The following is a 12,275-nucleotide window of genomic DNA, read 5'->3' on the forward strand; positions in this document are numbered from 1 at the left end:
TTGTTGCCTGTCCTTTTACATGTCTATTATAACATGCATCTTAAAACATACAAGCACAATATGTTTTAAATTATACCCTCGGAATTCATCCTTACTTCCATCCAAAATCTTTTAGTATTTCATCCACGTTTGATTCAAAGGTTCCAAATGTAATTCCTTTAGATGCCAGTTTTGATGCATCAAGACGATAATCTCTAAAGCGATCGCTATATCTCTCTGTATTTGGGAGTATGTATTTCTCAATAGCTTCCGGGCTGGCACCTAATTCTTTGGCAATATAAACAGCGCTTTCATAAGTGGTCTTATCATTGCTGGCGGCAACATGATAAATGCCTGTTTCCAACTCTGAAATTTGTTTGAACTGCTTTGCCAAATACTTGGCATAAGTCATTCCTCGTTTTTCATTGCATGTAAATAAAGTCGGTTTTTGATGCAACAAGGCATTCATGACATTCTTTACGATGCTTGGACTGGCTTTGATACCATCAAAAGATAATCCCATCATCCATGTATAACGTAAAATGATATAGTCCTCTAACTGCTCCTGAATCATCTTTTCGCATTCCATTTTATTTTGTCCATATACCGTTACAGCCTTTAAAGAATCTTCTTCTTTGAACGGACCATGCTCTTCTTTTCCATTAAAGGATTGTTCTGTTCCACAAAAGATCAACCGCGCCTTATTTCTTTTACAGGCATCGATTACTTTTTGCGTGGATTCTACATTGATGCGATGTGCCATTTCCGGATTTTCTTCACAGACTGCCGTTGTCGCATTGGCTGCTGTATGGAAACAAAGTTCAAAATCCTGTGCTTTTAAAAATGCTTCTACACTTTCCGGATCATTTAAATCTGCATCTTTTCTTGTCATGCAGATCCATTCAAACGCATCTTGGTTTTCCTTTCGAATGTAGCTTGCCAAATATCCATTGGCACCTGTCACTAAAATCTTTTTCATTTTGTGGCCTCTTCAAATTCTTTTAAAATCTGAATACTGGAACTAGTTCCAATACGAGTGGCTCCGGCATCAATCATCGCCTTACATGTCTTCCAGTCACGAATTCCCCCGGCAGCTTTGACTTGGACAGCATCCTGTACGGTTTCTTTCATCAGTTTTACATCTTCTACGGTTGCTCCACCAGTTCCAAACCCTGTACTTGTCTTAATGAAATCGGGTTTCACTTCTTTGGCAATCTCGCTTAACTTTTTAATTTCTTCTTTTTCTAAATAACAGTTTTCAAAAATGACTTTGATCAAGATATTCTTTTCTTTACAAATTGCTGTCATCTTTTCCATTTCTTCACGGATATAATCCCAGTTATGCATTTTTGCCTGTCCTACATCGATTACATAATCGATTTCATCAGCGCCTTGTTCAATCGCATACTTACACTCAAAAAGCTTCGTTTCCAATCCACACTGTCCTAATGGAAACCCGATAGCGGCCCCTACATGCACATCTGTACCGGCCAATTCCTTTTTACAGAAGGCAGTCCATGCGGTGTTGATAGCCACCATAGCCGTATTCATAGTTTTTGCCTGATCACAAAGAGTTTTTAAATCTTCATTAGTGGCATACGCCTTTAAAAACGTATGATCAAATAATTTTGCCAATGATTCTTTTGTCAATTTTGATGAATCCATATGTAGATCCTCCTTCTATGTCAAGGAAAATGTATCATTATGTAAAGTTTATGTCAATATAAATTGACATAATTTCATAAAATGTTTATATTATGTATAGAAAGAGAGTCTAACTATGTCCGCTATTTATTTACAGATACAAAAAGACCTTTTACATAAGATCAAAACCGGTGTATATCCGATCGGAGATACGATTCCTGCCGAAACCATACTGGCAAAAGAATATCAAGTCAGCCGTCCCACTGTACGACAGGCCATTTCGCTTTTAGTAGAGCAGGGAATTTTAGAAAGAAAAAGAAAAAGAGGAACGATTGTCTGCCCTCCAAAAATCGATCAATCTTTTACACAAAGGATCAACAGCTTTGATTCGGAAATGCACCAGAAAGGACACACCAGCCAAACACAGGTTTTAGCCTTTTATAAAGAAGATGCATCCGATGAAGTCAAACGCGCGCTACATTGCGAGCAGGTTTTCAAACTGGTACGTCTTCGCTCGATTGATGATATTCCCAATGTGTTTGTCACAACTTATATGCCGTATGCACTATTCTCCCATTTTGACACCATTGATTTTTCAAAAGAATCTTTCTATGAACAATGTAAAAAAAGCGGACATCCTATTACATCCATCACTCGTCATCTGGAAGTGACAACCGCAGATGAAACTTTAGCCGATCTTTTACAAGTTCAAACAGGAAATCCATTATTTTATTTTCATTCCTATGGCTATGATGACGAGGGAACTCCCATTGAATACTCCATTTCCAAATACAGAGGAGATACTAATTCTTTTACATTTCACCTTGCTCAATAAATCTTTGGTATAACCAGAGATTTTTTATTTTTCCTTCTTATCATCCGTTAAAACGACTTTTTTAAACAATAAAAAGATCCCTGTCTTACTATAAAACTTGTTTCAGAAAGACAGGGTGTTTTCTCTTTGATTATTCTTGTTGTTCTTTTTCAAGAATCTGCACAATGGCTTCTTCTACTCGATGATCGTTACCCATCCGTGCTTTGATCAGCATATCTTCGGTTTTGATATCAAAACACGCATTCGAGTCAGGCAATGTTCCTCCCAGAGCATCTAAGACATAACCACTAAAGGTATCATACTCTTCATCACTGAGCTGCAAGCCCAGAATCTTATTGACATCTTCTACCATCGCATCCCCTTGAATCCGCCAAGTATGATCTTCCAGTAAAACGATGCCTTCTGATTCATTGGATTGGCCCTCTTCTTCCAGATCCTCAACCAGCAGCACAAGCAAATCTTTTAACGTGACAACCCCGACAAATCCACCGTACTCATCCAACACGATCGCAAAGGTTGTCTTTGTCTGCTTCATCTTCAACAACAAATGATCAGCCTTCATGCCTTCCAACACAAACAAAGGCTTCAATACAGTTTTCTTCAATACTTCTTCTTTGGTACGATCAGCCATACGCAAATATTTTTTGGCATCCAATACGCCGATGATCTGATCCTGACTTTCCTTATATACCGGATAACAGTCATATGAGGTTTGATTGATCTTTTCATCCCAAACATCCAAATCATCTTCCAAATCCAAGCCTGTTACGTCTTTTCGATGTGTACAGATTTCATCCAATGTCACATCATTAAAATCAAAGATGTTTTGAATCATCGCATTTTCATCTTGTTCGATCTGTCCCTGTGACAAGCTTTGCGAAACCATCATACGAATTTCTTCTTCGGTAACTTCCTCTTCCTCTTCCGGATCGATGCGGCACAAACGCAACACAAGGTTTGTACTGTTTGTCAACAACCAAACTAAAGGGGCAAAAGCCTTTGAAATAAAAGAAAGTGTTCCTGATAAGGCATACGATACCTTTTCTTTATTCTGCATGGCAATACGCTTTGGTACAAGTTCTCCAAAAACAATGGAGAAAAAGGACATGATCAAAGTGATGACCAGCGGACAAAAAGAACGCAATGTTCCTTCCGAAATCGGTACATTCCATGAATGCAGCAAATCCACTAATGGATCGGCAAAGCTATCTGTCGCATAAGCACTACCTAAATAACCGGCCAAAGTGATTGCAACCTGAATCGTGGCCAAAAAGCGTGATGGGTTTTCCACCAAACGCATCAAAACTTTTGCCTTGCGATTACCTTCTTCGGCTCTTGCCTGCAAGGTAGCACCATTCATAGACACCACCGCAATCTCCGCACCGGCAAAAACCGCATTGACGCAAATCAATATAATCTGTAACAATAACGCAAAAATCATTACTACTCCTCCAAAAAAGCACAAAAAGACATAATCTGTTTCCAGAATATGTCTTTATCTTCTCTATTTATTCATCCCGCAGCAACTTCGACTCGGGTCTTCTGTGCTATTCATCTTGAGCAAAGTTTATCAAAACTCAAAATTATTGTCAATCATCCTAAAACACTAGACTTGATTTCTTCTTTTATTTTGTTCACAATTATACGTAAAGACAAGGAGAAACACTATGTACACAGACAGTCATGCGCACATCACCTGTGATGATTTATATACTCGAATTGATGAAGTCATTCAAAATATGAACGAGTTATCTCATTGTATGATCATGTGCACCAATATAGAAGAATTTAAACGCGCTTTAAAGCTCAAAAAGAGAGACTCTCGATTTAAAGTGGCCTTTGGTTGGTTTCCAGGTGATGCCAAAGAAATCGATTCATCAAAATTAGAACAATTAAAAGACATTGCCTTTGCCGGTCAGATCGATTGTTTAGGTGAAATTGGATTGGACTACTATTGGGATACTTCCTTTAATGATCTTCAAAAGGAACTTTTTATTCGCCAAATTGAGATTGCCAATGCCACAAAACTTCCCATTTCTATTCACATGCGTGAATCAACCAAAGATTGTCTGGATATACTTAGACAATACGCAAAGACAAAAATCATCTTCCATTGTTTCAGTGGAACCAAAGAAACGATGAACGAATGCCTGAAAATGGATTCTCTGATTTCCTTTGCGGGGCCGTTGACCTTTAAAAATGCCCGTCATGCCCCAGAATGTGTACAGACATGTCCTCTAGATCGGTTGTTAACGGAAACAGATTCTCCGTATTTGACACCAGTTCCACATCGAGGCAAACAAAACGAACCAATGTATGTAAAGTACGTTGCTCAAAAGGTTGCCGAAATCAAAGGACTTTTCGAAAAAGAGGTTTGTACACAAATCGAGAAAAATTTCTTATCGCTTTTTTAGATCGAATCCAAACATTCGATCTTTTTATTCGCTCATTTGAGCACTTTTTAAATAGCGCAGTACATCTTCTTGTTTCACGGATGAGTTTTGATCCAACATCATCAAAAGATCTTTATCCTTCTGTGAATAATATTGTTTACGATCCTGCTTTTTGTGCAATAAAGATATGATCTTTCGTCGACGTCTTTTTTCCACACTGACATCCTCTTTATGACGAATCCAGGCCCATAATACACTGGCGATCAAAACAAATCCAACATAGCCTAAAATAGGATACATATATCCGATCAGTTCTTTAAATCCCACAAAGCTGCAAAGATAGCCTAGGATTACAATGATAAAAAGACAGATTCTTGTCTTCTTTACCGAATGATTAAAAAAACGTTTTGCCAAAGAATAATAAAGAGAAAAGGCGGTATTAAAGATCAAGCCAAAAATCATAAAGGCATAGATTGTAGCCAACCACGGATGGATCTGCTTAACGATCATCAACATAGGAATCTCAGATTGAGAAACGACATCGATATGAAAATAAAGACTGATAGAGGCACTCAATAAGATCAAGCCAACCAATGCACCTCCTAACAAGCCGCCTTTTTCTGCCACTCCGATGCGAACGAGTGAACCTCCCAGAACAAAAGCCATGGAGACACCGGTGATCACACATAAGGAAAAATAATTTAACACCGACATCCATAAGTTTGGTAAAGCAGACTGGATGTGTAGAGCGTGTTGATGATAGTACATCATATCCAACGGTCTGGTCCATAAGCTGTAGATCATGATCAATGTCAGTAATACGATCATCACAGGCGTAAAAATTCCTAATACTTTTGTGATCTTATCAAAATCTAAAAATGCCGTCAGTAAGATCAAAATGCTGCAAAGGGCCGATCCTGCCCAGGCTGGAATGGCAAACTGTTGTTCCAGATTGGCGCCGGCACCGGCCACCATGACAAAACCAATCACGAAACTGGCGATAATTAATGTCAAATCAATGATCTTATTCACGATGGGTGAGGAAATTTTCTTTAATACCTCCTGATGATTCTTAGACTGATAATAACATCCCAACGTCAGTAAGATTTTTCCGAAAATGATATTTAAAACACCCAGGGCAATCACACCTATCAACCCCGGAAAACCAAAGCTTAAAAAATACTGCAGTAAGTCCTGCCCGGAAGATAATCCGGCTCCTACCAGAACGCCTACATACGCAAGTGCAACCTGAATACTTTCTTTTTTCAATTCGTGCCTCCTTCCATTAATAGACGATGCATCGCTTCCTTACTGGAAAAATCGCCTACAAAATACAAAACATCGTGTTGATTAATACGGGCAAAAGGACCGGGAGAAACGATATAGTCGCCTTCATGAACAATCGCAACGATCGTCGCATGTGTCCTTTGCCATATCTGCAGCTCCTGCAACTGCTTTCCTATATGAATACAACCTTGAGGAACCGTGCATTTATAAGGAGAAAATGCTAATTCCTGTGGGGTATTTTTCGTATGCTCCTCCAATTCCCTGATAATCTTATCAAAGTGTTCCAGCTCTTGTTTCTGCCTTAGAATCGATGCCAGCATATCCTGACGAAGCTCACGAATCGATCTTGTTTTACTGTAGAGATCGACAAATTGCTGGGCATGCTCAATGGATGCCACGTAAAAACCACTGCCGGCTCTTGCCTCGATCACATTCGATTCCACCAAAACCTGCAAAGCCTTACGAGCTGTTTCGGCCGATACCTGAAAAGAGGATGCAATCGTGGAACGAGAGCGAATCTTATCATTGATCGTATATTTTCCTTCCGCAATCTGATTGGCAATCTCTACTGCCAATCGATGATATCTTGCCTCTTGTTTCATAGAGTCCTCCTAACTGACCACTCCATTTTATCATAGAATGGTCAGCTTATCAAAACACAAGCTTTTCATACCGAAAGCTTTGCGTCTATGTTAAAATAAAAAGAGTTGAAAAAGGGAGGAACGTATGGATACTTTACAACAGGAACTGCTTCAGGAACTTCCTGAATTTGAAAAAAGGACACAGCTTTTCTACCATAAAGAAATGTCTGTAAAAGATTATAAAGGCTATAGTGGCGGATTTGGTTCCTATGCCCAACGTGGTGGTGAAGCGTTTATGTTACGTCTTCGCATGAGCCAGGGGCGCATCACCAAAGAAAAACTGGCCTTTATCGTTAATCAATGCCAAAAACATCAGGTGCAAAGAACGCATTGTACGACTTGTCAAACCGTACAATTTCACGATTTAAAACCGGAAGATCTAACAGCCATCATGAAAGAAGCTTTGGAAAATAATATCGTGATCCGCGGTGGAGGCGGTGATTATCCACGTAATGTAATGTGTTCACCTTTATCCGGTATTGATCCAAAGGAAGCTTTTGATGTTTACCCTTATGCCAAAGCTGCCGGGGAATATTTATTGAAGATCATCAATAAATACTCACTGCCTAGAAAATTAAAGGTCGCGTTCTCAAATTCAGAAGCCAATGAAGTGCATGCCAATTTCCGTGATCTGGGCTTTATCGCCAATGACGATCATACCTTTGATATCTATTGTTGCGGAGGACTGGGAAACAATCCGAAGATGGGTGTACAGGTAGGCAGCCACGTTAATCCAAAAGATATCTTATATTATGTCAATACCATGGTTTTGATGTTTATGGAACATGGCGACTATACCAACCGTGCCAAGGCAAGATCACGCTATATGCAGGAAACCTTAGGCGTAGAAAGACTTCAGGAAGAGTTCAAAGAAAAAGTAGAACTGGCCAAAAAATATCTGGAGCATGACGTTGTCATTACCCCTTGTGAAATCCAAAAAACAGGTCCTTTTGCCAATGAGCTTCCAGATCGTGTACTGGCACAGAAACAAAAGGGCTTATATGCGGTGTATTATCATCCTATCTGCGGAAACGTATCGGCTGCCAAATGGCAGGAGCTTTATGAAGTTTTAAAGGATATGGATGATGTGGAAATTCGCTTGACCCCACAGGAAGATATGTATATCGTCAACTTAACCATGGAAGAAGCAAAAATGGTTTTAGAGCACACAAACGATGGTGCCAAAACAACCTTTGAAACCAGTGTATCTTGTATCGGTGCCACCACATGTCAGGTAGGCTTGCGTGATTCCAATCATGTCTTAGAACAGCTGATTCAAGACTTGCGTCCGTACCAGTTTAAAGACCATGTGCTGCCACGAATCTATATCTCCGGATGCCCAAGCTCCTGTGGTACGAACCAGGTTGGCTCCATTGGTTTACAAGGTTTCACAAAAGTCATTGACAAAAAGCCATACCCTGCCTTTAAAATGAGTATTCATGGGAATGCCACATTGACAGATACTTGTTTTGGTAAGGAAGCTGGCGTTATCCTTCAGACAGATATTCTTCCTTTCTTTACCGAGCTTGGACAAATGGTCTCACAGGCAAACAGTACATTTGATAAGTGGCAAAAAGAAAACGCCGACCAGTGGCAGGCGTTATTAGATAAGTACTTGTAAAGCTTTTGAAACACGACAGGCAAAAAAACAGATGCAAAGATCGGGTAGGATCGATACGACTACTCCATTAAACAAGGAAAGCCATAAAGGAATTCTTGTCTGCATCAATATCGGAAATGAAAAGTAATAGTAAACATTTCCAATCAAGTAAAACAGAAACAATCCGATAAGACCTATTAGAAAATAATCTTTCTGACTTGTCGGATTTTTTCTTTGTCGAAAATACGAACAGGCTATGGTACAAAAAAGGAATCCCAGCACAAAACCGAATGTAGGCTTCATCAAATACTGAATTCCACCGCCACTGGCAAATACCGGAAGGCCGGCCAATCCAATCAAGATATAGACGCCTATACATAGCGCACTGTAGGAAACCGGTAAACAGAAACCACATACGATACTGGTAAACAGCTGCATGGTAATATGCATGGAAAAAAAGGGCGTTGGCAATGTGATCTGTAAATATGCTGATACAATCATCAACGCCAGAAACAAAGCCATACGACTAAAAAGCTGGATGGGTTTCATGTACGATCCTTTCTATTTGTTTATCCTGGTCCAAAGCCGCAATAAAACGATGGTCGGGATAAAGTTTTCGCATATACGGAGAATCCAGAATACTCAAAACAATGCAGTCTTTTTCAACCTTTTTTGATTGAGTATGAAGAATGTATTTTTGATTTTCTTGAACCAATGTATCCGGTTGAATAAAGATGCATTGTCCTTGAAACGAATAGGATTTCAACACATTTTCCGCTCGATTCACATAGCTTCCTCTTTGCCAGAACAGTAGCACAAAATGGGTTTGAATATTTAGATCTTTTAAGATGGCACACCATGTTTCTAAATCCATATTCTTATATTTCCTGGCCAGAAAGAAAGTAGTCACTGCATAATGATTCCATTTTTCTTTGGCCGACCGTACCAGATTCTCACACTGCCTGTGCGCTTTAAATGACCCATTTCCATGTAACAAATAAACAATGGCACGACCATGCTGCAAAGCCCCCTGTAAAAAGAATAATTGTTCTTCGGTTAAATCCAATAAAGCTTTACACAACGAATGATCACTTAGCTTTTCACGAATCATCCCTAAGATAGAAAGCCTTCTTTGCCAGTCCTGCAAAAGATAGCGATTTGCCGCTGGAAAGGCTCCCTGTGTAGAACTGGCCAGCACCATTTGCGGCAAGCGAAGCTGCGTTAAACTCAATGTATCCTGTCCCTGCTCTTTTCGAGCAGCCATCGTCAATACTTTATGCGTTTTTGCCAATTTTAAAAACGCTCGGTTTTCCTGTTCATCATCGGTGCAGGCAATAGCCAGTTTAGCCTCTTTTAAAGCCTGATACAGTTGATCACGATCCACTTTATGCACCGGTAAAGCATCAAATTCTTCTTCATAAGCCAATGCACTGATATAAATGATCGAACCGGCTTCTAAAAACTGTTTTGCCTTTCGCAAAGCCAGCTTTCCACCACCTAAGATACAGACAATTTCTTTTTCAAATTCAATATCCAAACAAATCCGCATATTATCCCTCAAAATACGATACAATTTCCTGAACGACAGCTTCTTTAGAAGAAGGGCAGACATGAATGGATGAAAAGCCCAGTTCCTTTGCCCTATCCTTAGATTTATGTCCAAAGCAGAACACCGGTATATGTTTATCTACACCTCTTTTATTCAAGATTTCCAAGGCCTGTGGACAAGTCACGGCCATCGCATCAAATGGCTGAGCAGGCAGATGAAATTTCTTTTCTTCCATTCTATAACAACTAAAAGAAGGAAATTTTGTTTCGACCTCTTTAGCCTTGATGTAACAAATTCTTTCCGGTTCTTTGACCTGGTCCATCAACTCCTGATAACAGGAAAATACCCGTTGACAAAATACTCCTTTTTCCTCCAGTTCTTCCATTGTCTTTTGGCCGATACAATACAGCTTTTGCGATAAAGAACGTACATCGATTCTTTTTTCTTTCAAAGCTTTAAAAAAGCCTTTTACAGCATGCCGAGAACTGAATACAAGAATATCATAGTTTTCCAAATTCCAATCCGGATCATATTCATAGATAGGTTGTGCCACTTGCCTGACATGCGTAAAGATTCCTTTTTTCAACAATAAATCATCGATAGGCCATGGTGTCGTATCCACACTACAAAACAAAACTTGTTTTGAAAAACAGGACAGTCTGGATGTGTTATTAAGCAGAGACTGTTCTTTGACCACATCACCGATCACAATCAATAAAGGCGCATCAAAGCTGCTTAAATCCTGGTGAAGGATTTCTTTTAATGTTGAACACAACATCTTTTGATGCGGATAAGTTAAATGCGAACCCAGTGCAATCGGTGTATCCTCTTTCATTCCATGTTGAAGACACTCCTGCACTAAATGCCTGATCTTGTGCGATCCCATAAAAAAGATTTGGGTATTCTTTTCATGGGCAATCGCATCATAATTCAAATGATCTTTTCCATCTTGATAATGCATCGTATGTACGATAAAACCGGTAGCCGTATGGCGCTGTGTCACCGGTATGCCGGCATACCCCAAAGCCCCAATCGCACTGCTGATGCCCGGTACATATTGGCAATCGCATCCATGTTCTAAAACATAGCGCATTTCCTCGCTGCCTCTGGCAAACAGAAACGGATCACCACCTTTTAAACGAACTACTTGTGAATATTTCTGATCCTTTTTCACCAGTAATGTAAAGATATCCTCCTGTAAAAAAGAATCATGATGTCCGCGTTTTCCCACACAGATACATTCACATTCTTCTTTGGTATATTCTAAAAATTCAATATTGACCAAATGATCATACAATACACAATCCGCCTGTTCCAAAAGCTTTTTAGCCCCTATGGTCAACATATCCGGATGATAACATCCGGCTCCTACAAACCAGATCATCTTCGTTTCTCACCTACTTTTCGATAGATTTTTCCAGCCACCTGATCCAACTCTTTGACAGAATATGTTTCATGAACAAAGGCTGTATCTTCGATCGTTGTCCCCAAACAAGCATAGACATCGACCGTTTTTTCTTTAATAGTCGCCATACATCCTACCGGATAATGACAGCCGGCTTTACATAAAGCCAGGAATTCTCTTTCAATCTGTACTTCCTGCAGAGCAATCGATGGTTTTACCCATGTTTCGAAAAGAGGATAGTCTTCCTTACGAATCTGCACCGCAATCGTTCCCTGCCCGCAGGCCGGTACAATCACATCCGGGGAAAAGATCTCATCGATATAGGATTCTAAATGCAGTCTTTTTAAGCCGGCGGCTGCCAACACCAATCCATCGATATTTTCCGTTTGCAGTTTTTCAAGGCGTGTATTCACATTACCGCGAATCGATACAAACTGAATATCCGGTCGAACACGATGAATACAAGCCATTCTTCGCATACTGCCGGTGGCCAATATCGCATTGGATTTTAACGTATCCAATGTTTTATGTTCTTTAGTGATCAAACAATCCCTTTTATCTTCAAACACCATAAACGGCAACAACATTAAACGCTCATCCATGACAGAACTGACATCCTTTAAAGAATGAACCGCCATATCAATACTTCTATCCAATAGTGCCTGTTCAATATCCTTAACAAATACACCGGTTGATTCCATCGCATAGAGCGGTGTTTGGCGATCATTATCACCTTTTGTCGTCAACATTACAATTTCTGTCTTCGCATCTGGTTCTATCCCTTTGATTTGATCGATTACAAGCTTTGTCTGTAAGATCGCAAGCTTTGATTTTCTGGTTCCGATTCGAATTCGCATAAAGACCCCCTTTTTGTCCTACCCATTATACAGTATTCAATAAACAAGAAAAATCCCGAGGACCACACATCTTCGGGATCAGTCT

General features: G+C 39.8%; 12 protein-coding genes. 3 read left to right on the forward strand and 9 right to left on the reverse strand.

Annotated features, from left to right (window positions below):
• Positions 1-91 precede the first annotated feature (91 nt).
• Together ACTQX6_RS08540 and deoC are read right to left on the reverse strand one after the other, a co-directional pair.
• On the reverse strand, positions 92-958 hold the full coding sequence (locus ACTQX6_RS08540) for an SDR family oxidoreductase (protein WP_320863303.1): 867 nt from the start codon (positions 956-958) through the stop codon (positions 92-94).
• On the reverse strand, positions 955-1,644 hold the full coding sequence (gene deoC, locus ACTQX6_RS08545; protein WP_168966040.1) for a deoxyribose-phosphate aldolase: 690 nt from the start codon (positions 1,642-1,644) through the stop codon (positions 955-957). Before deoC ends, ACTQX6_RS08540 begins: the two co-directional genes overlap by 4 nt.
• Before the next feature lie 115 nt (positions 1,645-1,759).
• On the opposite strand from deoC, the gene ACTQX6_RS08550 reads away from it, so the two are divergent.
• On the forward strand, positions 1,760-2,458 hold the full coding sequence (locus ACTQX6_RS08550; protein WP_168966042.1) for a GntR family transcriptional regulator: 699 nt from the start codon (positions 1,760-1,762) through the stop codon (positions 2,456-2,458).
• 130 nt (positions 2,459-2,588) lie between these two features.
• On the opposite strand, the gene ACTQX6_RS08555 is transcribed toward ACTQX6_RS08550, so the two are convergent.
• Positions 2,589-3,899 carry a hemolysin family protein gene (locus tag ACTQX6_RS08555; protein WP_168966044.1) on the reverse strand — a complete coding sequence of 437 codons (1,311 nt, stop codon included), beginning with the start codon at positions 3,897-3,899 and terminating at the stop codon, positions 2,589-2,591.
• A 226-nt stretch (positions 3,900-4,125) separates the two neighbouring features.
• Between ACTQX6_RS08555 and ACTQX6_RS08560 the strand changes: the two genes are divergently transcribed.
• Positions 4,126-4,872 (forward strand): TatD family hydrolase, encoded by a 747-nt coding sequence (locus ACTQX6_RS08560; protein ID WP_294688767.1) that lies wholly within the window; start codon positions 4,126-4,128, stop codon positions 4,870-4,872.
• A gap of 24 nt (positions 4,873-4,896) precedes the next feature.
• Here the strand turns inward: ACTQX6_RS08560 and ACTQX6_RS08565 are convergent, their stop codons facing one another.
• Together ACTQX6_RS08565 and ACTQX6_RS08570 are read right to left on the reverse strand one after the other, a co-directional pair.
• Positions 4,897-6,120 (reverse strand): YkvI family membrane protein, encoded by a 1,224-nt coding sequence (locus ACTQX6_RS08565; RefSeq protein WP_294688768.1) that lies wholly within the window; start codon positions 6,118-6,120, stop codon positions 4,897-4,899.
• The gene (locus ACTQX6_RS08570) at positions 6,117-6,740 is read right to left on the reverse strand and encodes a GntR family transcriptional regulator (protein WP_168966050.1); all 624 of its coding nucleotides are present in this window, start codon (positions 6,738-6,740) and stop codon (positions 6,117-6,119) included. Before ACTQX6_RS08570 ends, ACTQX6_RS08565 begins: the two co-directional genes overlap by 4 nt.
• Positions 6,741-6,864: 124 nt before the next feature.
• Between ACTQX6_RS08570 and ACTQX6_RS08575 the strand changes: the two genes are divergently transcribed.
• Positions 6,865-8,400 carry a nitrite/sulfite reductase gene (locus ACTQX6_RS08575; RefSeq protein ID WP_294688771.1) on the forward strand — a complete coding sequence of 512 codons (1,536 nt, stop codon included), beginning with the start codon at positions 6,865-6,867 and terminating at the stop codon, positions 8,398-8,400.
• Here the strand turns inward: ACTQX6_RS08575 and ACTQX6_RS08580 are convergent.
• From ACTQX6_RS08580 to hemC, 4 genes are read right to left on the reverse strand one after another with little or no spacing between them, the layout of a single operon-like run.
• Positions 8,383-8,928: a biotin transporter BioY gene (locus ACTQX6_RS08580; protein WP_117446942.1), complete on the reverse strand. Its 546-nt coding sequence runs from the start codon at positions 8,926-8,928 to the stop codon at positions 8,383-8,385. The two genes, ACTQX6_RS08575 and ACTQX6_RS08580, sit on opposite strands and share 18 nt — an antisense overlap.
• Positions 8,906-9,928, reverse strand: a complete 1,023-nt coding sequence (locus ACTQX6_RS08585; protein WP_294688773.1) for a precorrin-2 dehydrogenase/sirohydrochlorin ferrochelatase family protein — start codon at positions 9,926-9,928, stop codon at positions 8,906-8,908. Before ACTQX6_RS08585 ends, ACTQX6_RS08580 begins: the two co-directional genes overlap by 23 nt.
• A 1-nt stretch (position 9,929) precedes the next feature.
• Positions 9,930-11,312: a uroporphyrinogen-III C-methyltransferase gene (cobA, locus tag ACTQX6_RS08590; protein ID WP_294688775.1), complete on the reverse strand. Its 1,383-nt coding sequence runs from the start codon at positions 11,310-11,312 to the stop codon at positions 9,930-9,932.
• Complete coding sequence (hemC, locus tag ACTQX6_RS08595) at positions 11,309-12,190, reverse strand: hydroxymethylbilane synthase (RefSeq protein WP_294688777.1); 882 nt, start codon at positions 12,188-12,190, stop codon at positions 11,309-11,311. Before hemC ends, cobA begins: the two co-directional genes overlap by 4 nt.
• Positions 12,191-12,275: the final 85 nt, after the last annotated feature.

Origin of the sequence: Faecalicoccus sp. LCP19S3_E2 (genome assembly GCF_052121255.1) — a bacterium.
In the GTDB taxonomy this organism is placed as follows: domain Bacteria; phylum Bacillota_I; class Bacilli_A; order Erysipelotrichales; family Erysipelotrichaceae; genus Faecalicoccus.